Below are 24,933 nucleotides of genomic sequence, written 5' to 3' on the forward strand. Positions count from 1 at the left end.
TGCTTGTGCCGCTAGGGCCTGATCAAAGCAGCGACGAGGTGCTCGACATGACCGCCTTCGCGGTGCTCGCGGGCATCGAAGGCATTTTGCCTGGCCTCGTATTCGGCATAGACGGCCTGGATGCGCCGGCGCGCCTCGCTGCGCGCCTTGTAGCAATAGGGGTCGTTAGCGACCCTAAGACCGGTGATCGAGCGATCGGTGACGCGCATCATTTCCCGGGCAATGCGGCCATGGGTTCCCTCGTGGGCGCGCACGCCGGCGAAGAACCGGTTCCAGCGCTTCTTCAATGCAGGCGTGGCTGGCGACGCCAAGCGGGGGAAAGTGTAGAAGAGACTGAGCGTTCCGTTTGCCTGCCGTATCCGGCACGAGCCCTTGTCCTGGATAACGCCAAGCTCCCAGTCGGCCGTATAGGCGGTCTGGGCGATGGCATGCGTCATGAAGCCGTGCTTGGGACCTTTGCTGCCCATCGCCTCGATGAGCGCCGCGCCCGAATTGCCGGCAATGTCATAGGTGCGCGTCTGGACCAGCACCCTGGTGCCGGCCGAAGCCTGCGGCGCGCAGAGCGCGCCGAGAGCGACAAGGCATGTCAGAACCGCCATGCGCATAACCGTCTCCTCCCTATCCTTAGGGAAAGGGAACACAAGCAGGCAGCGGATTCAACAGCCTTGAGGTTGCGCCGTCGCAACCGGTATTGCTCGTAGGTGCCGCCTGTTACCCGGCTCTCGCCAGCCGCAGGATGGCGGCTGTCGAGCCGGCCCGGCCAGACGTGGGGCTCACATGCCTTGGTAGACCGGCCCCTCTCCGCCTTGCGGGGGTACCCAATTGATGTTCCGGTTCGGGTCCTTGATGTCGCAAGTCTTGCAGTGGACGCAGTTCTGCGCGTTGATGACGAAGCGCACGTCCTTGGCGGACGGATCGGCAGCGGCATTGCCGTCCTTGTCCACCCACTCATAGACGCCGGCCGGGCAGTAGCGGGTCGATGGCCCGGCGAACACGTCGTGCTCGGAACGCTGCTGCAGCGCCATGTCGCCGACGATGAGGTGCACGGGCTCATTTTCCTCATGGTTGGTGTTGGACAAAAACACCGAGGAGAGCCGGTCGAAGGTCAAGACGCCATCCGCCTTCGGATAAGCGATTTTCTGGTGCTTGGAGGCGGGCTCGAGCGTCGCATAGTCTGCCTTGCCGTGCTTCAGCGTGCCGAAGGGCGAGAAGCCGAACAGCGTGTTCAGCCACATGTCGAGACCGCCGATGCCGACACCGACGATGGTGCCGAAGCGCGACCACAGCGGCTTGACGTTGCGCACCTTCTTCAGATCCCTGCCGATGTCGCTGCCGCGCCAGGCGTCTTCATAGGAGGCGAGCTCGTCATTGGCCCGGCCGGCGGCAATGGCGTCCGCGACATGCTCGGCGGCCAGCATGCCGGACAGCACCGCATTGTGCGAGCCCTTGATGCGCGGCACGTTGACGAAGCCGGCCGCGCAGCCCATCAGCACGCCGCCGGGGAAGGAGAGTTTCGGCACCGACTGCCAGCCGCCCTCGGTAATGGCGCGCGCGCCATAGCCGATCCGCTTGGCGCCCTCGAAGGTGCCTCTGATCGCCGGATGAGTCTTGAAGCGCTGGAATTCCTCGAAGGGCGAGAGCCAGGGGTTCTTATAGTTCAGATGGACGACGAAGCCGACCGCCACCTGGTTGTCTTCGAGATGGTAGAGGAAGGAGCCGCCGCCGGTTTTCATGTCGAGCGGCCAGCCGAAGGAGTGCTGCACCAGCCCCGGCTTGTGGTTCTCAGGCTTGACCTGCCAGAGTTCCTTGAGACCGATGCCGAATTTGGCGGGCTCGCGGCCGTCGGCAAGCTGGTATTTGTCGATCAGTTGCTTGGCCAAAGAGCCGCGCGCGCCCTCGCCGATCAGCACGTATTTGCCCATCAGCGCCATGCCCGGAGCGTAGGCCGTGCCATGCGTGCCGTCCTTCTCGACGCCCATGTCGCCAGTGATCACGCCGGTCACGGCGCCGGCGTCGTTGTAGACAAGGCTCGCCGCGGCAAAGCCCGGATAAATCTCGACGCCGAGCGCCTCGGCCTTGGTCGCCAGCCAGCGGCAGACATTGCCAAGCGAGACGATGTAGTTGCCGTGATTGTTCATCAGCGGCGGCATCAGGAAGTTGGGCAGGCGGAAGGACCCGGCGGGGCCCAGCACCAGGAAATGATCGTCGGTGACAGGCGTCTTGAAAGGGTGCCCTTCCTCCTCGCGCCAGCCCGGCAAAAGGCGGTCGATGCCGATCGGGTCGACGACGGCGCCGGACAGGATATGGGCGCCGACCTCGCCGCCCTTTTCCAGCACGACGACGGAAAGGTCGGGGTTGAGCTGCTTCAGACGGATCGCCGCGGCAAGGCCGGCCGGACCGGCGCCGACGATGACCACGTCGAATTCCATGCTCTCGCGTTCGATTTCGCTCATCTGCCCCTCGCTGGCTTGCCCTATTCTCGCATTTTGCTGGCTCACGCGCTGCATAGCGCATCAATTCGCGACGCGAAACCGGCGCTGACGTGACAAAGCCGATTTCGACAAAAAGTCGCGGTGTTCCATACGAAACGGCCATCGGACAGGCGACGGCGAAGCATAGGCCAGGGCCATGCAGTTGGAAGGCCAGGCCCGTCCGGCACGTTTTTAATTGTTCGACGGCTTGCTTATCGGCAATACTTGGCCCCATGCGCACTCCCGAGCCAACCGGCTTTTCATTGAAGCGCTTACTCTTCACGCCCGGCGTGCTCTGCCGCGCGGTTCTTCCGCTCCTCTTTTCGCTCGGCGCGGCCCAGGCCGATCCGCAGAAAGTCTGGGCGGCCGGCGCCTACTCCTTTTCCGACGAGCTCGGCGGCTTCCGCATCACCGGCGCTTCCGGAATTGGCACCAAGGATGACCCGCTGGTCATCACCGAGGAGCTGAATTCGGCGACGCCAGTGACGCTGACCATCCGCGCGATCAGGCCGATCGAAGCCTTCGGCAGGGCCGGCAACGTGGCCAATGGGGTTATGTACATGCGCATCGACGTGCTCAACAACAGCTCCCTGCCCTGGGTCGAGTTCCAGTTCGAGCTGCAGGAAATCCTCGACCAGCCGAGCGTGTTCGGCGACGGCCTCTCCTTCGACCAGCGCAACAAGAATCCCGACAACATCGTCTCGAGCAACTTCGCCGATTTCGACCGCCAGTTCGAACCCTATGACCGGCTCTTGTTCAAGAACGGCAAGGTCGACCCGCTGAAGACGGCGACGTTCGAGTTCCTGATCACCGACTACACGCCGCGCTGGACATTTTTCCTGGTGCAGGATCCGCGCATACCGACGGGCTGACAGACATTGCGCTGACTGGCGAATTCCGGGCGGTTGCAAATCTTTGCCGCGCGGACGATGGTGGCGCCATGACTGCCGCCTCCCCCAACAACCCGATCGATATCGCAGAGCTGCTGGCCTTCTATGCCAGCGCCGGCGTAGACGAGGCGCTGGAAGACACGCCTGTCAACCGCTTCGCCGAGGCCAGGCCGAAGCAAGCCGAACGCGCGCCTGCGCAGGCGGCGACCGCGCGTGAAAGCATGCCCCTGGAGCGGCCGGCATCGGAGCCCGGATTGGAGGCAGGCCGGGCGGCGGAACGGCCGGCGGCATCGACGGGACTTGACGCAAGCCAAGTGCCCGATGCGCCGCGGCGCCCGACGCTCACCACCGCCACGGTCCCCGACGAGGGGCAGATCAAGCTCGCGCGGCAGCTGGCGGCGAGCGCCTCGACGCTTGACGAACTGCGCCAGCAGATGGCGGCGTTCGACGGCTGCAATCTCAAATTCACCGCTAAGAACCTGGTCTTCGCCGACGGCAACCCGAATGCCGACCTGATGCTCGTCGGCGAGGCGCCGGGCCGCGACGAGGACCTCGAAGGGCTGCCCTTCGTCGGCCGCTCCGGACGGCTGCTCGACAGCATGCTGGCAGCAATCGGCCTCGACCGGACATCGGCCTACATCGCCAACGTCATCCCGTGGCGCCCGCCGGGCAACCGCACGCCGACGCCGCACGAGACGGAGATCTGCCGCCCGTTCATCGAAAGGCAGATCGAGCTGGTCAATCCGAAGGTGCTGGTCAATCTCGGCGGCCCTTCCGCCAAGACGCTGCTCAACACGACCGAGGGCATCCTGCGCCTGCGCGGCAATTGGCGCGTCCACACCACCCAGTCGGGCATGGCCATTCCAGCGATGCCGACGCTGCATCCGGCGTATCTGCTTCGCACGCCTGCACACAAGAAGCTGGCGTGGCGGGATTTTCTCGAGGTGAAGGCGAAACTGAGGGCGTTGGGGTGAAGCACCTTCCCTTCTCCCACAACAAGGGAGAAGGGGAGCGATAACCTCTCAGGTAATTGAATTACTCCCCTCGCCGGCCTACTCATCCCCCATGACAACACCCGACGTCTCCGCCGGCAGCCTCATTCGCGAGTGGCGCACGCGCCGGCGCATGAGCCAGCTCGACCTCGCCATGGAAGCCGATATCTCGCAGCGGCATCTCTCCTTCGTCGAAAGCGGCCGCGCCCAACCTTCGCGCGAGATGGTGCTGCATCTGGCCGAGCAGCTTGCCATTCCTCTACGCCAGCGCAACCAGCTTTTGCTCGCGGCCGGCTTCGCGCCGAGCTTCAGCGAAAGGCCGCTGACCGATACGACGCTGGCGCCGGCGGTGGCTGCGGTCGAGACGGTGCTCAAGGGCCACGAGCCCTTCCCGGCGCTGGCGGTCGACCGGCACTGGAACCTCGTTTGCGCCAACGCGGCGATCGGCCCGTTCCTGGCCGACGTCTCGGAGCCGTGGCTGCTCAAGCCGCCGGTCAATGTGCTGAGGCTCAGCCTGCATCCCGGTGGCGTCGCGCCGCGCATCGTCAACCTCGCGGAATGGCGCGCGCATCTGCTCGAGCGCCTCAAGCACCAGAACGACGCCACCGGCGACTCCATGCTGATCGAGTTGGAGAAGGAATTGCGCGGCTATCCGTCCGGGCTGAGGAGCAGCCGGCCGGCGCCGGTCGAGCCAAGCAGCATCGTCCATCCGCTCAGGCTCGCGCATGGCGATCAGGTGCTGTCCTTCATCAGCACGATCACCGTCTTCGGTACGCCGCTCGACGTGACGCTGTCGGAGCTGGCGATTGAATCCTTCTTCCCCGCCGACGAGCAGACGCGGACCATGCTGGTGCGGCTGGCGAAGGAGCGGACGGCCGCTTCGTAGGCTTACCCCTGCGGCGGCGTCGCCCTTCGGGTGCGCGTGCGCTCGAGGCCAAGTTGCCTTTCGCGCCAGATGATGAAGATGCCGGCGGCAACCACAATCACGCCGCCGACCAGCGTGTTGAGCGACGCCACATCGCCGAACACAAGATAGCCGATGACGACGCCGAGAATCATCGAGGTATATTCGAAAGGCGCCACGACCGAAGCCTCGGCGTGGCGGTAGGCGGCCGTCATCAGGATCTGGCCGAGCCCGCCGCAGAAGCCAGCCATGACAAGCAGCGCGGCTTGCATCGGCGTCAGCATCTGCCAGCCGAAAGGCACGGTGAACAGCGCCAGCACGCTCGCCGTCGAGGAAAACCACAGCACGATGGTTGCCGTCCTCTCGGTTTGCACGAGATTGCGCACCAGAAGCATGGCGACGGCCGAGATCGCCGCGGCGATCAGCGCCGCCACGACGCCAAGCACCTCCTGGTCGTGGAGCGCCTCGTCGGAATTCAACAGCGTCAGTTCCGGCCAGGAAACGACTAACACGCCGACGAGGCCGAAGGCGACCGCGCTCCAGCGATAGACGCGGATCGTCTCGCCCAGGAAGATCGAAGAGAACACCACGACCAGCAGCGGCTGGGCGTAATTCAGCGTGATCGCTTCGGGAAGTGGCAACCTGGTCAGCGCGAAGAAGCCGAGCCCCATGGCACCGACGCCGACGACGCCGCGCGCGATGTGGTTGAACGGCCGTTTCGTGGCGAATGCGGTGGCCAGCTGTCCCTTGAAGGCCAGGAAGGCGATGATCGGCAAGATGGCGAAGAAGGAGCGGAAGAAGACGATCTGTCCGGCGGGCACGGCGCCGGCCGCCTTGATACAGGTCTGCATGCCGACAAAGACCGCCACGGAGACGATCTTCAGCGCAATGCCGCGCAGCGTATTGTGGCCGACGGGATGATCGACGGTCATCTTGCCTCGTGACGATGGTCGGAAAACGAAGCCCAGAAATAGACCCTGGCGCAGTTTTGTCGAGTGATCGTTTGGTGTAAAGAGCGCGGACTTTAGAATTCCCTCACCAGCAAAGCCTGCTGCCCACCCGAATTGATAGGAAAAACGACGGAATGCGCACAGATACCGGCCATGTCTTCAAGCTCGAAGACTACCGCCCCAGCGACTATCTCATTCCGCGGACCAGCCTCGATTTCCGTCTGTCTCCGGATGCCACCCGCGTCACTGCCGTGCTCACCGTCGAGCGACGCCAGGGGGTCGCCGCTTCCGCGCCACTGGTGCTCGACGGCGACGGGCTGAAGCTGCTCGGCGTTGCCATCGACGGGCAGCTACTCTCGGAAGTCGATTATCAGGCTACGCCCGACCAGCTGACCGTTTCGACGCCGCCGGCGGCACGGCGCTTCGAGCTTCGTCTCGAGACCGAGATCGCGCCGTCCAGCAACGAGTCGCTGATGGGCCTTTATCGCTCCAACAATGTCTATTGCACCCAATGCGAAGCGGAGGGGTTTCGCCGCATTACCTATTTCCTCGACCGTCCAGACGTCCTCTCGGTCTACACCGTGCGCATCGAGGCGCCGCACGCCGAGGCGCCGCTGCTGCTGTCCAATGGCAACCCCGTAGAAAGCGGGGCGCTCGCGGATGGCCGGCACTATGCCGTCTGGCACGACCCCTTCCCGAAGCCTTCCTATCTCTTTGCGCTGGTGGCTGGCGCGCTCGGCAAGGTCGCGGGAAGCTTCACCACCCTATCCGGCCGCAAGGTCGAGCTCGGCATCTATGTCGAGCCCGGCAAGGAGCGGCTCGCCGGCTACGCGATGGATGCGCTGAAGCGCTCGATGAAATGGGACGAGGAGGTCTTCGGCCGCGAATACGACCTCGACGTCTTCAACATCGTCGCCGTGTCAGACTTCAACATGGGCGCCATGGAGAACAAGGGCCTCAACATCTTCAACGACAAATATGTGCTGGCCGACGAGGAGACGGCGACCGATGCCGATTTCGCCAACATCGAGGCGATCATCGCGCATGAATATTTCCACAATTGGACCGGCAACAGAATCACTTGCCGCGACTGGTTCCAGCTCTGCCTGAAGGAAGGGCTGACGGTTTACCGCGACCACGAATTCTCGGCCGACCAGCGCTCGCGCGCGGTAAAGCGCATCGCCGAGGTGCGCACGCTGCGCGCGCATCAGTTCCCCGAGGACCAGGGGCCATTGGCGCATCCGGTCAGGCCGCGCCGCTACCGCGAGATCAACAACTTCTACACGGCAACAGTCTACGAGAAGGGCTCGGAAGTGGTGCGCATGATCCGCACCATCCTCGGCGCGGAGACCTTCCGCGCCGGCATGGACCTCTATTTCGAGCGGCATGACGGCGAAGCGGCGACGATCGAGGACTTCCTCAAAGTGTTTGAGGACGTCTCGGGCCGAGACCTCGGGCAGTTCGCTCTCTGGTACCATCAGGCCGGCACGCCGAACCTGACGGTGAGTTCCTCCTACAATGCGGCGGCCAAGGCATTGACGCTGGAGATCGAGCAGTCGGTGCCGCCAACGCCGTCTGAAAGCCGCAAGCGACTGATGCATATTCCCCTGGCCTTCGGCCTGGTCGGCGCCGGCGGCAAGCCTGTCGCCTGGACAGCCGTCGATGGCGCCACCGTCGAGGACGGCATCATCCATGTCCGAAAGCGGCGGCATACGGTCCGCTTCTCGGGGGTTTCGGAGCGGCCTTCGGTGTCGCTCAACCGCGACTTCTCGGCGCCAATCACGCTCTCGGTGCAGCAGAAGGCCGACGACCAGTTCTTCCTGGCCAGCCATGACAGCGATCCTTTCTCGCGCTGGCAGGCCTTCAACACGCTGCTCACCGACGCGCTCATCGCGGCCTTCCGTCAGCTGCTGGGCGGCAAAGAACCGGCCTTCGACGCAAAGCTCGCCGAGCTTGCCGGAAGCATTGCCCGCGACGAGACGCTGGAGCCAGCCTACCGGGCGCTGGCTCTGTCGCTGCCCGGCGAGGCCGATATTGCGCGCGACATCGGCCAGGGCATCGATCCCGACGCCATTTTCGCCGCCCGCGAGGCGCTGGCGCGGACGATTGCCATGGCGAATCGCGAGATCTTCTCGGCGCTTTACGCCAGCCTGGCCGACAACGGTCCGTTCACGCCCGACTCGGCAAGCGCTGGGCGCCGCGCGCTGCGCAACATCCTGCTCGATTACCTGTCGCTCCTGCCCGAAGGCACGGCGCTTGCCGCGCGGCATTTCAACGCCGCCACCAACATGACCGACCGCGCCGCGGCGCTGACCGTGCTGGCACACCGTCATGCCGGCTCCGCGCAAGCGGAGGAGGCACTGTCGGCCTTCGAGGTGAGATACCGCGGCGATGCGCTGGTGCTCGACAAATGGTTCCAGATCCAGGCCGGAGTGCCGGGACCGCTGACCGTCGAAAACGTGCGCGCGCTGATGCAGCACCCTGCCTTCTCGATCGCAAATCCGAACCGGGTGCGCTCGCTGATCGGCACCTTCTCCAGCGCCAACCAGACCGGCTTCCATCTCGCCGACGGTCAGGGCTACCGCATCTTCGCCGAGACCGTGCTGGAGGTCGAGAAGCGCAACCCGCAAGTGGCAGCACGGCTGGCGACGGCGCTCAGGTCCTGGCGCTCGCTGGAACCGGTCCGGCAGAACAAGGCAAGGCAGGCACTGCTGCAGATCGCGAACGCCGACAAACTGTCGGCCGACCTGCGCGACATCGTGGAGCGGACGCTGGTGTGATTAGCACTCTCCCCCCTGGTGGGGGAGATCAGCAGTTTCGACGAATTTCAATCAACTTTTAATCTTTTTTGGCCGGGCCTCTGGACAAGGCGAATCACCTTTGATTCCTTATTGACGATTCGGACGTGCGGCGTAGCCGGATCGTCAAGTATGCGGCAAATCGGGGAGTGCCATTTATGGCGAAGACGGACGCGTGGGGCGCGCCCGGAGGGAGAGCTTTTGCGCGTCGCGAGGCAAGGAGCGGCGGGCCTGCCGGCAATGCGCGTCTGATCGCCGAACCCGCCTACCAGCGGCTGCTGGCGGCGGAACCGCTGCTGCGCCGCTCCATCCCCGCACTGATAATCATCTTCCTGATCGTCATCGCCGCACTGCGCTTCCTGTCGCTGGTGAACGACCGCGACGAGGTCGAACGCGACGCCAAGTCGGTGCTGGCGTTAGCCGCCGGCCAGATGGCACAGGCGATTGCGGCCGACCCGAACGCAGCCGGCGTGAATGCGACGGACCTTCTGGAGAAGACCAGCCGCCAGGGCGCCATGGGTCGCAGCCACGTGCTGGCCATCACCGACGGCGCTTTCAAGATCGTCGCGGTATCGCCATTGTCGACCGGCTGGCAGGGACGCTCGCTGGACAGCCTGGTGCTCGGCGGCCAGCCGCTGTTCATGTTCGGCGACCGCGCCGGCGTTATGGATGTCAGCATCGGCGGCAAGGACTGGTTCGCCGCCGTCAGCCTCACCGGCGACCGCAAGAACGCCGCGGCGGTGCTGGTGCCCAAGGAGGCGGTGTTCGACAGCTGGCGCAAGACGGTGTCGCTCAACGTCACGTTGTTCGTGCTGACGGCCGGCGTGCTGATCGTCATCCTTTACGCCTATTTCGGCCAAGCGGCGCGCGCCCAGGCGGCCGACCGCATCTATCTCGAAGCGCATCAGCGCATCGACATGGCGCTGGTGCGCGGCCGCTGCGGGTTGTGGGACTGGGACATGGTGCGCGGCAAGATGTACTGGTCGCGCTCGATGTACGACATGCTAGGCTACGAGCCTTGCGACACAATGCTGTCCTTCGGCGAGGTCGACGAGATCATCCATCCCGACGACGGCGACCTCTTCGAGCTCGCCAACCGCATCGTCGAGCGCGAGATCGACCATATCGACCAGGTGTTCCGCATGCGCCACGCCGACGGCCAATGGGTGTGGATGCGCGCCCGCGCCCAGGTGATCGACCCGGAAGCGCCCGAGATCCAGCTGATCGGCATCGCCGTCGACGTCACCGAGCAGCGGCATCTCGCGCTGCGCTCGGAAGCGGCGGACATGCGGCTGCGCACGGCGATCGAGAACATCAACGAATCCTTCGTGTTGTGGGATGCCGCCGAACGGCTGATCATGTGCAACTCCAAATTCCAGCAGGACAACGGGCTCTCGGACCGTGACGTGATGCCGGGCGCGACCCGCGACATGCTGGAGGAGCGCATGCTCGCCTTCGCCTCGGAGCGCAGGCTGGCCAATGCCAACGGGCCGCATGGCGGTGTCACGCTGGAGCGCCAGCTCGCCGACGGACGCTGGCTGCAGGTCAACGAGCTCAGGACCAGAGACGGCGGCATCGTCTCGGTCGGCTCCGACATCACCCAGATCAAGCTGCATCAGGAAAAGCTGGTCGACAGCGAGCGCCGCCTGATGGCGACCATCCACGATCTTAGCCTTGCCCGCCGCGCCGAGGAGGAACGCGCCAAGGAGCTGGTCGAGCTCAATCGCAAATACATGAAGGAAACCGAGCGCGCCGAGGCCGCCAACCGGGCGAAGTCCGAATTCCTCGCCAATATGTCGCATGAACTGCGCACACCGCTCAACGCCATCATCGGCTTCTCCGAGCTGATGCAGCAAAGTCTGTTCGGACCGCTCGGTTCCGAGCGCTACGAGGAATATGCCAGCGACATCAACGGCAGCGGCAAATACCTGCTCGGCGTCATCAACGACATACTCGACATGTCGAAGATCGAGGCCGGCCAGTTCTCGCTCGACCGCGAGGAGATCGACCTCTGCCCGCTGATCAGGGAAACGGTTCGCGTCATCTCGCTGCAGGCGGCGGAGAAGTCGATCACGGTAGAGACGCGCATCGCCGATGCGATGCGGCTCTACGCCGACCGCCGCGCGATCAAGCAGATCGCAATCAATCTGCTCTCCAACGCGGTGAAGTTCACCGGACAGGGCGGCAAGATCACGGTCAGGGCGCGCAGCGCCTCAGGCGCGCTGGTGCTCACCATCGAGGACAATGGCTGCGGCATCCCGAAGCAGGCGCTGAGCAAGCTCGGGCGGCCGTTCGAGCAGGTGCAGAACCAGTTCTCCAAGAACCACACCGGTTCCGGCCTGGGCCTCGCCATCTCGCGTTCGCTCGCCGAACTGCAGGGGGGCGCGCTGAAGATTCGCTCGACCGAAGGTATCGGCACCATCGTGTCGGTGCGCATCCCGCTGAAGAAGGCGCCGCCCATGGTCAAGGTGGCGGCTTAGCTGGCGCGCTGAAATTCGAAACGCCGGCGCCAAGGAATGACGCGTGGATTAACCGCGCGAGATCGACGCTCCCGCGCGAAGCAGAAGCTCGAAATCCTTCCGAACCTTTCGCGACGTCTCCTTGAGATGCGCTTCGAGCACGCCGAAATCCGGCAGGTCGGTGGCCGCCAGAAGCAGATCAGAAAGCCCCGGCGGAACATCGTCGCGCTGGAACTCGCCGGTAAGGCAGAGCCTGATCATCTGGGTCAGCGCGAGATAGAGCCTCCAGGCCTCGCAAAGCTCCTGCCGAACATCAGGCGCCGCGTAACCGGGGGCCAGCCGCGCCAGCACTTCCGCCGTCGCGGTTGCCCGCCTGCCAGCCTCGACCGCGCCGGTGATGACCGCGACCTGGGCGATGAATTCAAGGTCGATCAGGCCGCCGGGGATCAGCTTGATGTCCCAGAGATCGCGCGGCGGCTTTTCCGTGTCGATCAGCGCCCGCATCTCGGAGGCATCCGCCTTCACCTTGGCGCCGTCGCGCGGCTGGGCGAGAACCGCCGCAACCTCGTCCTCGACCTCGGCGCGAAGCGCTGCGTCACCGCCGATGGCGCGTGCTCGTGCCAGCGCCATATGCTCCCAGGTCCAGGCATCCTGCCGCTGATATTTCTTATAGGCGTCGACATGGGTGGCGACGGGCCCCTTGTTGCCGGAGGGGCGCAAGCGGAGGTCGAGTTCGTAAAGCACTCCCTCGGCCGTCGGCGCCGAGACGGCGGCGATCAGCCGCTGCGTCATGCGGGTGTAGTAGTGTGAGGGCGCCAGCGGCTTCTCGCCATCGGAGTCTTCCGCATCCGCATCGTGGTCATAAAGCAGGATCAGATCGACATCCGAGCCAGCAGTGAGCTCGCGGCTGCCCAGCTTGCCCATGCCGAGGAGCGCGACCCTGCCCCCGGCAATCCTGCCATGGCGCAACGCGAACTCGGCGATGACCGCGTTGAGCGCCGCTTCAATCGTGAGGTCGGCCAGGTCCGAGAAGGCGCGACCGGCGCGCGCGGGATCGATGGAGCCTGCAAGCAGCCGCACGCCGATCAGGAATTTCTGCTCGGACGCGAAGATGCGCAGCCGGTCAAGCACATCCTCATAGGCGCGGTCTCCCTCGATGAAAGCCGCAAGCCGCGCGGAGAGATAGGCACGGTCGGGCAGTTCCGCGAGCAACGCCGGATCGAGCAGACCGTCGAACACATGCGGACGGCGCGTGATGATGGCGGCGAGCCGCGGGGCGGCGCCCATGATCGTCGCCATCAGCTTGAGCAGTGCCGGATTGGACTGCAAAAGCGAGAAGAGCTGGATGCCTGCCGGCAGCCCCGCGAGAAACTCGTCGAAGCGGATCAGCGCCTCGTCGGCGCGGCGCGTCTGGCCGAAGGCTTTCAGCAGCGCCGGCGTCAGTTCCGTCAGCCGCTCGCGCGCCTCCGCCGACTGGGTGACGCGGTATCGGCCGAAATGCCAGCCGCGAATGACACGGCAGATGTCGCTCGGCCGCTGAAAGCCCAGGCGATGCAAGGTCTGCAGCGTGTCGGGATCGTCGACATCACCGGTGAAGACCAGATTGCCGACGCCGGCCGACAGTTCGGGTGCCGTCTCGAACAGCGCCGCATAATGGCGTTCGACCTGCTGCAGCGAGGCGCGGAAAGCTTCCGCGAATTCCGCCTCGCCGGTGAAGCCGAGCATCAGCGCGACACGCTCCAGTTCCTCGTCCTCTTCGGGCAGGACGTGCGTCTGCTCGTCGGCCACCATCTGGACGGCATGCTCGACACGGCGCAGGAACCAGTATTGCCGGGTGAGCGCATCGCGCGCATCGGCGGTGATCCAGCCGCGCGCGGCGAGCGCGTCCAGCATTGGCACAGTCTCGCGGCCGCGCAGCTCCGGGAAACGGCCGCCGGCAATCAGCTGCTGCGTCTGGACGAAGAACTCGATCTCGCGGATGCCGCCGCGGCCGAGCTTGACGTTATGGCCTTTCACCGCGATCTCGCCGTGACCCTTGTGGGCATGGATCTGGCGCTTGATCGAATGGACGTCGGCGATCGCGGCGTAGTCCATGTATTTACGCCAGACATAGGGCTGCAATTCCTTGAGGAAGGCCGCGCCGGCAGCAAGGTCTCCGGCCACCGGCCGCGCCTTGATCATGGCGGCGCGCTCCCAGTTCTGGCCGCGGGCCTCGTAGTAACGAAGCGCCGCCTCGACCGGGATCGCCAGCGGGGTCGAGCCGGGATCGGGGCGCAGCCTCAGATCGGTGCGGAAGACATAGCCATGCTCCGTGCGGTCCTGCAGGATGCGCACGAGACGGCGGGTAAGACGCGAGAACAGCTCCGTCGCATCGAGCGGATCGACCACCGCCGGCGCCTCCGGATCGAAGAAGACGACGAGGTCTATGTCGGAGGAAAAATTCAGCTCATGCGCGCCGAGCTTGCCCATGCCGAGCACAATCCAGCCCGAGCCGCGCGCCGGGTCTTCCGGATGGGGCAGCTTGAGCTTGCCCTGCCCGTGCGCGTCGAGCAGCAGGAAATCGACGGCGCCGCGTGTGCAAGCATCCGCCAAGTCGCTCAGACGGCGCACCGTCAGCGCGGTTTCGGCCTCGCCGGACAGATCGGCCAGCGCGATCAGGAAATGCGCTTCGGCCTTGAACTGCCTGAGTTCCATCATCAGGCTCGATTCCGAGACATTATCGGCCCGCGCAGCGCGATCGACCGCCTCGCCGATCTCGTTGAGACGCGCTTCGATGGTCTGGTCGAATAGCGTGTCGAGAATGGCCGGCCGGCGGCGGGCCGTATCACGCAGGAACGGCGACAGGTCGAAGATGGCGGCGAGCAATTCCTGCAGTGCTCCCTTGCCGGCGAGGAACGCGGCCAGACGCGGAAGGCCGTCTTGCTCGGCCGCGTCAGCGATCTCGGACAATTCCCGCCGGGCATGGTCGCCGCCGAGCGGGCGAAGCGCCAGCGTCGGTTGGAGTTGCCATTCCGTATCGATCTTCTTTTTTGCCATCCTGGCCGCCATCAATGCGTCTCCCGGGCCGGGAAACTCATGACTACGGACAATCCGGGATTGGCGGGCAGAAGATCAAGCCTGCCGTTATGGAAAGTCATGATCGCCTTGGCGAGGCTAAGGCCCAGACCCGAGCCCGGCTGCGAACGGCTCTTCTCCAGCCGCACGAAACGCTCGGTGACCCTGGCGCGGTCGGCATCGTCGGGAATGCCAAGGCCATTGTCGGAAACGGCGAGCTTGACCTCGCCGCCGATGCGCTCCAGCGTGACGCGCACTTTCGGGCTCTCGGCGGCGCCGGTCGAGTATTTGATGGCGTTGTCGACGATGTTCGACAGCGCCTGGCCGATCAGCTCGCGATTGCCGTTGATGGTAACCGCCTCCGGCACCGCGGTTTCCAGCACGACGCCCGCCTCTTCCGCCACCGGCTCGTAGAGCTCGACGACATCGCTCACCGTGGCGGCGAGGTCGACCGGGCCGGTTGTCTCGGAGGAATAGCCGGCCTCCAGCCGCGAGATCATCAGGATGGCGTTGAAGGTCTTGATGAGCTGGTCGGACTCGGCGATCGTTCCCTCCAGCGCCTGACGGTAGTCCGTCGTCTTGCGCTTGCCGGCAAGGGTGGCTTCGGCGCGGTTGCGCAGCCTGGTCAGCGGCGTCTTCAGATCGTGAGCGATGTTGTCGGAGACCTGCTTCAGCCCCTCGTTCAGCATGGCGATACGGGCAAGCATCGTGTTGAGGTTTTCGGACAGGCGGTCGAATTCGTCACCGGCGCCGGTCACCGGCAGCCGTCCGCTGAGATCGCCGCCCATGATGCGGCGGCTTGCGTCGGAGACGCTGTCGATGCGCTTCAGCGCGGCGCGCCCGACGAAGAACCAGATCAAGAGGCCGCCGAGCCCCATCATGCCCAGCGCAAGCATCAGCGCGCGGCGGATGACGGCGCGGAAGCGCTCGGGCTCGCCAAGATCGCGGCCGACCAGCAAGATCATCTGATTGGGCAGTCGCAGCACCAGCGCGATAGCGTTGTGGCCTTCCTCGCCTTCCGACCGAGCGCTGCTGTCGCCCGGGGACGGCGGGCTCTGATCGGTGCCGCCGCCACGCAATCGGTCGAGTTCGCCCTCACCGAAGCGATGGTACGAAAAGGGTTCCGTCGTCCAGCCCTCGGTTTCGATGATTCCCGGCTCCAGGCTCTGCACATTGCCGGTCAGGATCTGGCCGTTGGCGTCGGCGATCAGATAGAGGTTGGCGCCAGGCTGGCGCGAGCGGGCTTCAACCACGCGCACCAGCAACGGCAGGCCGCCATTTTTGTATGCGCGAGCCAAGCCGAGGATCTCGTCATTGATCGTGTCCTGGGTCTGCGCCGTCAGCATGCGCGCCGAGAGTGACGTCATGTAAAAGACGAGCAGCACGGCGCAGAGCGCGAAAAGCAGAAGATAAAGCGCCGAGAGCCGGGCCGCCGTCGTCTTCATGATGGCCGGCAGGGAAAGAGCCATGTGCGCCTAGATCAGGATGACGATTGGCTGCACGGTAACCCCCTGTTGCAGCATCTTTCCGAAACGTTCCCTGACTTTCGGTTTGGGATCATGCTCTAGCCGCCTTTCAGCATGTAGCCGGCGCCGCGGATGGTGTGCAGGATCGGTTTGTCGAAACCCTTTTCGATCTTGCCGCGCAGGCGCGAGACATGAACGTCGATGACGTTGGTCTGCGGATCGAAATGATAGTCCCAGACATTTTCCAGCAGCATGGTGCGCGTCACCACCTGGCCGGCGTGGCGCATCAGATATTCCAGCAGGCGGAACTCGCGCGGCTGCAGCGTGATCTCGCGGCCGGCGCGCTTGACCGAATGCGACAGACGGTCGAGCTCGAGATCGCCGACGCGGTAGACGGTCTCGGTTTCCCGGGCGCCGGCGCGACGGTTCAACACCTCGACGCGGGCAAGCAATTCGGAAAAAGCGTAGGGTTTGGTGAGATAATCGTCGCCGCCGGCGCGCAGCCCGGTGACGCGGTCGTCGACCTCGCCCAGCGCCGACAGGATCAGCACCGGCGTGGTGTTGCCGCGCGAGCGGAGCGCTGCGATCACCGACAGCCCGTCGCGGCGCGGCATCATGCGGTCGACCACCATCACGTCATAGTCGCCGGCGTCGGCAAGCGCGAAGCCGGTCTCGCCGTCCCCGGCGACATGGGCGGTGTGGCCCGCCTCGGCGAAGGCTTTCTGCAGGTAGTCCGCAGCCTCGCGGTCGTCTTCCATGACGAGAATCTTCATGGAGCCGTTATACGCGATTTCACTGGAAGGTTGAGGGGCAGCCATGACTCAGCGCCTTTGCGTTCGCCAGCCGCATGTCGTGATCCCAGACCGGTACCCAGTTGCGGGCACCGTGCTTGGCAAGCGGCAGCGGGTGATGGGAAACCCGCTGCCGCAGGAGCGAAACACGGTGACTGACTGACGTGCTCGGCCCCATGTTTTCCCGGCGGCGGCTCGGGGGTGTTGAAACCGCCGCAAGGAAAAGTCGCTGAGCAATTCCAGGAAAGGCGTGAAGCGGGTTGCCGTCCGGAATTGCGTCAAACAGAGAGTTAGAGCGGTTCTGCGTTCTCGAGGAGCGATTGAACCGCTCTATCAGATCAGCCCTTACCGACCGGCAGCGCGACGAAGCGGTTGCTATCGTCGCGGGTGATCTGCATCAGCACGGCCTTGCGGCCCGACTTGGAGGCATCGGTCATGGCCTTGGAAACGTCGTCGGTAGTGTTCACCTCGTTCGAATTGATCGAGGTGATGACGTCGCCGGGCTGAATGCCGCGGTCGGCCGCATCGCTGTCCGGATCGACATCGGTGACCACCAGGCCCTTGCCGTTTTCCGACTTGGTGACGGTGAGGCCGAGATCGGCAAGCGTATCGGCCTTGGCGGGAGCCGCCTGCTTGTTGCTGCCTTCGTTCGAGGCCTGCTTGTCGCTCGACGGCAACGTGCCGAGGTCCACCTTGACCGTCTCGTTCTTGCCGTTGCGCCAGACAGTGACATCAACCGACTTGCCCGGCGCATAAGCGCCGATCATGCGGGCGAGTTCCTTCGGCGAGGCGACGTCCTTGCCGTCGACCTGGGTGATGACATCGCCGGCGACGATGCCGGCCTTCTTGCCGGGACCGGCGTCCTGCGCGCTCGAAACCAGCGCGCCCTTGTCCGACTTCAGGCCGAGCGACTCGGCAATGTCGGAGGTGACCGGCTGGATCTCGACGCCGAGCCAGCCGCGCTGGACGGAGCCGTTCTTCATCAGGTCTTCGACCACCTGCTTGGCGGTCGAGGCCGGAATGTCGAAGGCGATGCCGACACTGCCGCCCGACGGCGAGAAGATGGCGGTGTTGATGCCGATCACCTGGCCGTTGAGGTTGAAGGTCGGACCGCCCGAATTGCCGCGGTTGACCGAGGCGTCGATCTGGATGAAGTCGTCATAGGGGCCGGCGCCGATGTCGCGGCCGCGGGCCGAAACGATGCCTGCGGTGACGGTGCCGCCGAGGCCGAACGGGTTGCCGACCGCCACGACCCAGTCGCCGATGCGGATCTTGGAGTCGTCGGCGAAGTCGACATAGGTGAACTTGCCGCCGCCATCGACCTTCAGCACGGCGAGGTCGGTGCGCGGATCGGTGCCGATCAGCTTGGCGTCGAGCTCCTTGCCGTCATTGGTGACGACGGTGAAGTCGGAGCCTTCCGAAACCACGTGGTTGTTGGTGACGAGGTAGCCGTCCTCGGAAATGAAGAAGCCCGAACCTTGAGCGACAGGGCGCGCCTCGCCGTTGCCGTGGTTGCGGTGATTGAAGCGGGGCATGCCGAACTGGCCGCCCTGATCGCCGAAGCCGCGGAACTCCCTGAAGAAGCGGCGCAGCTGCGGATTGTCGGGCAGGTTGTCGAAGCCGTTCTGATCGTCGGAGCCGTCATCGGCCGTCGGCTGGATCTTGGCCTTCACCTTGACGCTGACCACCGCCGGCGAGACGCGCTCGACGACGTCGGCGAAGCTCGGAACCTGCGGAGCCTCGACACGCACAGCATCGGCCAGCACGGGCGCAGTGCCGGTGGCAAGCGCGCCTGCGCCGACCGCACCAATGACGGCCAGGGACGCGACAGCCGCCATCAGGCGCTTGCGGGTGCTTGAATATGAATCGGGCGCAATATTCATGGGTCTCGTTTCCTCTTTCGAAGTGGATGCGCTCAGGAGAGCATCCTCGGAAAAGAGACTTAGTGAGGCGCACATTACGGCGCCATTTCCGATATATGAAAATTTTGTAATGTTGGCGCTTTAATCGCGCAGCAGCTTGTCCAGCGCCGCCTGTTCCTCGGCGCTGAGCGTGCTGTCCGGCGCCGGGCGGCGCGAACGGGTGCTGAGCACGACGAAGATGCCGCCGGCCAGAAGCAAAAGCGCCGGGGTGCCCCACAAAAGCGCGTTGCGCAGGCTGAAGCGCGGCTTCAAGAGCACGAACTCGCCGTAGCGTGAGACGATGTAATCCATCACCTGCTGGTCGGTATCGCCGGCGACGAGGCGCTGGCGCACGAGGATGCGCAGGTCGCGGGCCAGATCGGCGTCGGATTCGTCGATCGACTGGTTCTGGCAAACCATGCAGCGCAGGCCTTCGGAAAGCGCGCGTGCGCGAGCCTCCAGCGCCGGATCGGGCAGCACCTCATCGGGCTTCACCGCCTGTGCCGTGCCGGCGAAGACCAACGCCAGCAGGAGGATCAGCGGGGCGAGCGAAAACTTCGCTTTCATGTCGGGCTCGCGGGCAAGGCAGCGGCAGCCGGCTTGCGGCGCCTCGCGGGGGCGCCAACGCGCAGGCGCCGGTCGAGCAGCGACATGGCGGCGCCCGCCATCATCACCAGCCCGCCGCCCCAGATCAGCGTCACCAACGGCTTCCACCACAGGCGCACGACGACCGAGCCGTCCTTGCCCTCATCGCCGAGCGACAGATAGAGCTGGCTCACACCCAGCGTCCTGATGCCGGACTCGGTCGTTACCGTCTGCCGCACCGGATAGAAGCGTTTAGCCGAGGTGATCTCGCCATCGGCGTTGCCATCGGCGCCAATCAGCAGGAAGCGGCCGCGCTGCTCAGTGAAGTTTGGGCCTTTCTGAGGAAACAGTCCTTCGAAGCGCAGCGTGTGGCCGGAAAGTTCCACCGTCTCGCCGGCGCGCATGGTAAGAATCTTCTCGGTGCCGAACGAAAGCGTGCCGACGATGCCGAGCAAGGTGAGCCCGAGGCCGAGGTGGGCAAGCGCGGTGCCGAAGACCGAGCGCGGCAGGCCGGCAAAGCGTCTCAGCATGTCGGCCGGCGCCACCGAGCCGATGCCCGACTTGACGGTAAGGTCGGTCAGCGCGCCGGCGACAAGCCAGACGGCGAGGCCGACGCCAAGCGCAGCGAAGACCGAGGCGCCATCGATGAACAGGCCGGTGACCAGCATCGCGGCGATGGCCAGCCCGAAGGCCGCCATCAGGCGCTGCGAGGCGGCAAGGACGTCGCCGCGCTTCCAGGCAAGCAGCGGACCAAACGGCACGATGGCAAGCAGCGGCAGCATCAGCGGGCCGAAGGTCAGGTCGAAGAAGGGCGCGCCGACCGAGATCTTGCCGCCGGTGATGGCCTCAAGCGCCAGCGGGTAGAGCGTGCCGACGAGCACCGTCGCGGTCGCCGTGGTCAGGAACAGATTGTTGAGCACGAGCGCGCCTTCGCGCGAGATCGGCTGGAACAGGCCACCTGCGGTCAGGGTGGAAGCGCGCAGCGCAAACAGCGCCAGCGAGCCGCCGATGAACAGCGTCAGGATGCAGAGGATAAAGACGCCACGCGCCGGATCGGTGGCGAAGGCATGCACGGAAGTCAGCACGCCAGAGCGGACAAGAAAGGTGCCGAGCAGCGACAGCGAGAAGGTGAGGATGGCCAGCAGCAGCGTCCAGATCTTCAGCGCCGAGCGCTTTTCCATGACGATTGCCGAATGGAGGAGCGCCGTGCCGGCCAGCCAGGGCATGAAGGAGGCGTTCTCGACCGGGTCCCAGAACCAGAAGCCGCCCCAGCCAAGCTCGTAATAGGCCCAGTAGGAGCCCATGGCGATGCCGCCGGTCAAAAACATCCAGGCGACCAGCGTCCAGGGCCGCACCCAGCGCGCCCAAGAGGCGTCGATGCGGCCTTCGATCAGGGCTGCGACCGAGAAGGAGAAGCAGATCGAGAAACCGACATAGCCGAGATAGAGCAGCGGCGGATGGATGGCGAGACCGAGGTCCTGCAGGATCGGGTTGAGATCGCGGCCCTCGATCGGCGCCGGGTTCAGCCGGATGAAGGGATTGGACGTCGCCAGGATAAACAGGAAGAAGGCGGTGCCGATCATGCCCTGCACGGCCAGAACATTGGCTTTGAGCGTCGCCGGCAAGTTGGCGCCGAAGACAGCGACGAGCGCGCCGAAGAAGGTCAGGATCAGCACCCAGAGCAGCATCGAGCCTTCGTGGTTTCCCCAGGTGCCGGTGATCTTGTAGATCATCGGCTGCAGCGAATGGGAGTTTTCCCAAACGCACGCCACCGAGAAGTCGGAGCCGGCATAGGCGGTGGCAAGAGCGGTGAAGGACAGCGCGGTGAGCGCAAAGCCGGTGACCGCCACCGGGCCGCCGACCGCCATCAGCCGCTGGTTGCCGGCGCGGGCGCCGACCAACGGCACCAGCATCTGCACCAGCGACAGCGCGAAGGCGAGGACGAGCGCGAAATGTCCGGTCTCAACCATTATTGGCTCTTGCTCTCCTGCCAGACGCCCTTGGCTTTCAAGCCGTCGGCGACTTCCTTGGGCATATAGCGCTCGTCGTGCTTGGCTAAAACGCTATCGGCGACGAAGATGCCGTCCGGGCCGAAAGCGCCCTCGGTGATGACGCCCTGCTCCTCGCGGAAGAGGTCGGGCAGGATGCCGGTATAGGTGACCTTGACCGATTTCTGCTTGTCGGTGACCGAAAAGGCGACGGTCGCGCCCTGACCGCGAACGATGGTGCCTTTTTCGACGAGCCCGCCAAGGCGAATGCGCTGCCCGGGCTGGACGGTTGCGGCGGCGAGGTCGGCGGGCATGTAGAAATACGAAGCCTTCTGGCCGAGCGCGTAGAAGGTAAGACCGGCAGCAGCGCCGAGGAAGGCCAGCCCTGCGAGGATCACCGACAATCGCTTCTGCTTGCGCGTCATGGCCTACTCCGTCGCCGTCACGCCGAGGGAGGCGGCAAAGGCGGTGAATTTCTTGGCCTGCTCGCTGTCGGCGCCGAAGACGGCAACCGCGCGGCCGAGCGCGTCGCGCGCCCGGTCGGCCTTGCCGAGCACGACATAGGAACGAATGAGCCGCATCCACCCTTCCTCGTCGCGCGGATTTTGTTTCAGCCGGTCGTCGAGGCTGGCGACCATGGTCTCGATCATTGCCTGCCGGTCCTGCGGCGCCATCTGCTGCGCCGCCTCGACCTGCCCGGCATCCGGGCCGGTCGCCGGCTTGCCTGCCGCCGCCGGCGGCTCGGCCGTTTCGGCGAGCGCCTGCTGGACGGCGCTGCGCCAGGGCGAATCGGGCGCAAGCTGACCGAGCATCTTTTGCCAGGCGGCGGCGGCTTCCGCCTTCCTGCCTTCCTGGGCCAGGCCCATCGCCAGATAGAAATTGGCCTTGGCATTGGCGGGATCGAGCTTCAAGGCCGCGTCGAAGGCGCCCTGAGCCTCGGCCGTGACGATGCCGCCGGCAGCGTTGGCGATCGCCTCGCCAAGGCCGGCCTGGCGCACGGCGCTGTCGCCGTCGAGGCGGATGGCGTTGCGATAGGCGGTCACCGCGTCGGCGTAGCGCTGCAGGCGCAGATAAACCGGCGCCAGCACGTCCCAGCCCTGGCCGTCCGAAGGGTTGGCGGCGAGATGCGCCTCGGCGCGGGCAACCAGCTCGTCGACCGAGGACTCGGCAGGGTTCTTGGCCAGCCGTTCGGCCAGCGGCTGGGAGGGCAGATCCGGCGAGCCGAGTGAGCCGTAGAGCCCCCAGCTGACCAGCGGCACCGCCAGCACGGCGGCGGTGGCGACCAGCCTTGCGGCGCGCGAAGGGCGCGGCGCTCGCGCGCTTGGCTGGCTGTCCGAGCCGAGACGCAGAATGCGGCGGCCGATCTCGGCGCGCGCTTCCTCCGCCTCACCCGGTTGGATGAGACCGCGCGCCATGTCGCGGTCGAGTTCCGAAAGCTGGTCGCGATAGACTTCGAGATCGTGATCGCCGGCGGTCGATGCGGCTTTCGTGCCGCCGGCCAGCGGCAAAAGCACCGCCAGGCTGGCGCCCAGCGTAAGGATTGCAGCTATGACCCAGAACAGCATGGCTATTCCAATAAAGGCAGAGCCCTGCCCTGCCAACACGGACGCCCTGCGACGCTTTGGCGGCAGACGCGCCGGCCGTCCTTGATCAATGTCAAATTGCGCCGATCGTTGCTAATTCAGGTCAGCGGTGTCCAGCTGCCGTCGGCATTGCGGCAGGCGGTGCCGCGCGCCGTGACGCCCGAACCGCTCGTGTAAACGGTGTGGGTGTATTGGCGGCAGTCCTGCGACCCGACCCGGTAGGGCTGGGCGGCAACGACCTCGCCATAATGGGTCGAGCCGTCGCCCTTCCACGTCACCTTCTGGCCGCTGGCGTTGTATTCCAGCGCCTTGTACTCGGCCTCGAGGCCTTTGCGCTTTTCGGCCTCGCTCAGACCCGAACCGATCGATCCGCCGATGAGCCCGCCATTCATGGCCGCGACGATGCCGGCTCCCACCTTACCGGCGGCCGGCGGCGTGGCGACGGGCGTAACCGGAGAGGTCGGGCCGGTCCTGCCCAGCGTGGTGCAGCCCGACACGGCCATCAGGGCGGAAACGAGCGCAACGCGAATCTTCATGCCAGCAACCGGTTCTCTTGAGCGGGATGGGCTTCTTGGGCGAAAAGCACTTCTGGAGCGAGATGGATCGGGAACCGCGCCAGCGGGAAGGATAGCGAGCCCATAGTATTGATATTTGTCGGAAATTTGGCCGCGAGCGGCCGCACGGAAATCGATAAAAACATTATTGAAGGCTCCGCAATCTTACCACCGCCCTCAAGCCGCCCATGCTGGACCGTTCCAGCGCCAGGGCGCCTCCATACTCGTTGACGAGGTCGGCGACAATGGCCAATCCAAGCCCCGTTCCCGGCTTCGTCTCGTCGAGTCTCTTGCCGCGTTTCAACACTTCCCGCGCGCTGTCCTCGGGAATGCCGGGGCCGTCGTCCTCTATAACGATTTCAAACAGGTTGGGGCTTCCGGCAACGGTGGCGACCGAGACGACAACGGCGCTTTTCGCCCATTTCATGGCATTGTCGAGGAGATTGCCGAGCAATTCTTCAAGATCCTCGCGCTCGCCGGCAAAGACGATCCCGGCGGCCGGCGGCGACAGCGAAAGCTGTGTCTGCGGGTTGAGCTTGCGCAGCACGCGCACCATGCGCTCGACCAGCGGCGCCACCGGCGTGCGGAAGACGACGCTGTCGCGCTGGGCGGCGACGCGGGCGCGCTGCAGATAGTGGTCGACCTGCTTTTGCATCGAGGCAGCCTGCTCGGCGATGAGCTCGCCCTTGGCGCCGCCGAGCGCGCGGCCCTCGTTGATCAGCACGGCAAGCGGCGTCTTCAGGGAATGGGCGAGGTTGCCGACCTGGGTGCGCGAGCGCTCGACGATGCGCCTGTTGTTCTCGATCAGCGCATTGGTCTCGCTGGCCAGAGGCTCGATCTCGGCCGGGAAGCGCCCGTCGAGCCGCTGCGCCGTGCCCTCGCGCACCATGGCCAGCGCGTTGCGCACGCGGCGCAAAGGCTGCAAGCCGAAAAGGATGGCGATGGCGTTGATGGCGATCATGCCGACGCCGAACAGTGACAGATAGGTGAGCAGCCGGCGCTGGAAGCTCGCGATCTCCTGCTCGAGCTCGCTGTGATTGCCCATGACGCGGAAGCGCGCGGCGCGGTTCTTGGCATCGAGCACGAACTCGCTCTCGAAAACCTCCAACTCCTCGCCCTTGATGCCCTCGGTCGAATAGCTGCGCTGGAAGTTCGCGTTGAACGGCACCTCGGCGACGCTCGGCGACAGGATCGAGGAGGTCATCGAGGAGGAATGGAGTTCGCCGTGAACGTCTTCGGAGGCCGGCTCGACCGACCAGTACCAGCCGGAATTCGGCTCCGAGAAGCGCAGATCGCCAAGGTCGGGCGAGCCGATGAGCGCGCCATTGTCGGAAATGCCGACGGAGCCGATGAGGTTGAACAGATGCGCCGAAAGCAGACTGTCGAAGCCGCGCTCGCTGGCCTGGCGGTAGAGCGTGGTTATGAGCGTGAAGATGACGACGAGCGTCAGGATCGCCCAAATCGTGGAAAAGGCGATGACGCGGAAGGTCAGCGAGCGCGGCCAGAGCCGCAGCTTTGAAAGCCACGTTCTCATCGTCGGCTTCAGC

At 65.2% G+C, this 24,933-nt stretch carries 19 protein-coding genes; 5 read left to right on the plus strand and 14 right to left on the minus strand.

The features are described from left to right. Window positions 1-11: 11 nt before the first annotated feature. The gene (locus CK221_RS12065; protein WP_066997555.1) at window positions 12-605 is read right to left on the minus strand and encodes a DUF922 domain-containing protein; all 594 of its coding nucleotides are present in this window, start codon (window positions 603-605) and stop codon (window positions 12-14) included. Between the two features lie 168 nt (window positions 606-773). After that, complete coding sequence (locus tag CK221_RS12070; RefSeq protein WP_095777875.1) at window positions 774-2,453, minus strand: electron transfer flavoprotein-ubiquinone oxidoreductase; 1,680 nt, start codon at window positions 2,451-2,453, stop codon at window positions 774-776. A 251-nt stretch (window positions 2,454-2,704) separates the two neighbouring features. On the opposite strand from CK221_RS12070, the gene CK221_RS12075 reads away from it, so the two are divergent. The 3 genes from CK221_RS12075 (at window position 2,705) to CK221_RS12085 (ending at window position 5,239) form a co-directional block, all read left to right on the plus strand. Further along, entirely contained in the window at window positions 2,705-3,343 is a 639-nt protein-coding gene (locus CK221_RS12075) for a hypothetical protein (RefSeq protein ID WP_095777876.1), read from the plus strand. A gap of 68 nt (window positions 3,344-3,411) precedes the next feature. Continuing rightward, window positions 3,412-4,335, plus strand: coding sequence for a uracil-DNA glycosylase (locus CK221_RS12080; protein ID WP_095777877.1), 924 nt, complete (start codon window positions 3,412-3,414; stop codon window positions 4,333-4,335). A gap of 91 nt (window positions 4,336-4,426) precedes the next feature. Beyond that, entirely contained in the window at window positions 4,427-5,239 is an 813-nt protein-coding gene (locus tag CK221_RS12085) for a helix-turn-helix transcriptional regulator (RefSeq protein ID WP_095777878.1), read from the plus strand. A 2-nt stretch (window positions 5,240-5,241) separates the two neighbouring features. On the opposite strand, the gene CK221_RS12090 is transcribed toward CK221_RS12085, so the two are convergent. Further along, window positions 5,242-6,189: a DMT family transporter gene (locus CK221_RS12090; protein ID WP_095777879.1), complete on the minus strand. Its 948-nt coding sequence runs from the start codon at window positions 6,187-6,189 to the stop codon at window positions 5,242-5,244. 152 nt (window positions 6,190-6,341) lie between these two features. On the opposite strand from CK221_RS12090, the gene pepN reads away from it, so the two are divergent. Further along, complete coding sequence (gene pepN / locus CK221_RS12095; RefSeq protein WP_095777880.1) at window positions 6,342-8,987, plus strand: aminopeptidase N; 2,646 nt, start codon at window positions 6,342-6,344, stop codon at window positions 8,985-8,987. A gap of 176 nt (window positions 8,988-9,163) precedes the next feature. Further along, window positions 9,164-11,485: a PAS domain-containing sensor histidine kinase gene (locus CK221_RS12100; protein WP_095777881.1), complete on the plus strand. Its 2,322-nt coding sequence runs from the start codon at window positions 9,164-9,166 to the stop codon at window positions 11,483-11,485. A 48-nt stretch (window positions 11,486-11,533) separates the two neighbouring features. On the opposite strand, the gene CK221_RS12105 is transcribed toward CK221_RS12100, so the two are convergent. From CK221_RS12105 to CK221_RS12150, 11 genes are all read right to left on the minus strand, one after another. After that, the gene (locus CK221_RS12105; RefSeq protein WP_179295112.1) at window positions 11,534-14,512 is read right to left on the minus strand and encodes a bifunctional [glutamine synthetase] adenylyltransferase/[glutamine synthetase]-adenylyl-L-tyrosine phosphorylase; all 2,979 of its coding nucleotides are present in this window, start codon (window positions 14,510-14,512) and stop codon (window positions 11,534-11,536) included. Then, window positions 14,512-15,987 carry a HAMP domain-containing sensor histidine kinase gene (locus CK221_RS12110; RefSeq protein WP_095777882.1) on the minus strand — a complete coding sequence of 492 codons (1,476 nt, stop codon included), beginning with the start codon at window positions 15,985-15,987 and terminating at the stop codon, window positions 14,512-14,514. Before CK221_RS12110 ends, CK221_RS12105 begins: the two co-directional genes overlap by 1 nt. 95 nt (window positions 15,988-16,082) lie before the next feature. Then, on the minus strand, window positions 16,083-16,757 hold the full coding sequence (locus tag CK221_RS12115) for a response regulator transcription factor (RefSeq protein ID WP_066997584.1): 675 nt from the start codon (window positions 16,755-16,757) through the stop codon (window positions 16,083-16,085). A 356-nt stretch (window positions 16,758-17,113) separates the two neighbouring features. Next, window positions 17,114-18,658 carry a Do family serine endopeptidase gene (locus CK221_RS12120; protein ID WP_095777883.1) on the minus strand — a complete coding sequence of 515 codons (1,545 nt, stop codon included), beginning with the start codon at window positions 18,656-18,658 and terminating at the stop codon, window positions 17,114-17,116. A gap of 120 nt (window positions 18,659-18,778) precedes the next feature. Further along, a complete protein-coding gene (locus CK221_RS12125; protein ID WP_095777884.1) occupies window positions 18,779-19,243 on the minus strand; it encodes a cytochrome c-type biogenesis protein in 465 nt (154 codons plus the stop codon). Beyond that, on the minus strand, window positions 19,240-21,231 hold the full coding sequence (locus tag CK221_RS12130; RefSeq protein ID WP_095777885.1) for a heme lyase CcmF/NrfE family subunit: 1,992 nt from the start codon (window positions 21,229-21,231) through the stop codon (window positions 19,240-19,242). Before CK221_RS12130 ends, CK221_RS12125 begins: the two co-directional genes overlap by 4 nt. Beyond that, window positions 21,231-21,674 carry a cytochrome c maturation protein CcmE gene (gene ccmE, locus CK221_RS12135; RefSeq protein WP_095777886.1) on the minus strand — a complete coding sequence of 148 codons (444 nt, stop codon included), beginning with the start codon at window positions 21,672-21,674 and terminating at the stop codon, window positions 21,231-21,233. The genes CK221_RS12130 and ccmE overlap by 1 nt, the downstream gene beginning before the upstream one ends. A gap of 3 nt (window positions 21,675-21,677) precedes the next feature. Continuing rightward, on the minus strand, window positions 21,678-22,814 hold the full coding sequence (ccmI, locus tag CK221_RS12140) for a c-type cytochrome biogenesis protein CcmI (protein ID WP_095777887.1): 1,137 nt from the start codon (window positions 22,812-22,814) through the stop codon (window positions 21,678-21,680). Between the two features lie 116 nt (window positions 22,815-22,930). Further along, the gene (locus CK221_RS12145; RefSeq protein ID WP_095777888.1) at window positions 22,931-23,368 is read right to left on the minus strand and encodes a hypothetical protein; all 438 of its coding nucleotides are present in this window, start codon (window positions 23,366-23,368) and stop codon (window positions 22,931-22,933) included. Further along, window positions 23,365-23,532, minus strand: coding sequence for a hypothetical protein (locus CK221_RS30235; protein ID WP_156751019.1), 168 nt, complete (start codon window positions 23,530-23,532; stop codon window positions 23,365-23,367). The genes CK221_RS12145 and CK221_RS30235 overlap by 4 nt, the downstream gene beginning before the upstream one ends. Beyond that, complete coding sequence (locus CK221_RS12150) at window positions 23,532-24,920, minus strand: ATP-binding protein (protein WP_095777889.1); 1,389 nt, start codon at window positions 24,918-24,920, stop codon at window positions 23,532-23,534. The genes CK221_RS30235 and CK221_RS12150 overlap by 1 nt, the downstream gene beginning before the upstream one ends. Between the last annotated feature and the right edge of the window lie 13 nt (window positions 24,921-24,933).

The organism is Mesorhizobium sp. WSM3868, assembly GCF_002294785.1.
Taxonomy (GTDB): domain Bacteria; phylum Pseudomonadota; class Alphaproteobacteria; order Rhizobiales; family Rhizobiaceae; genus Mesorhizobium.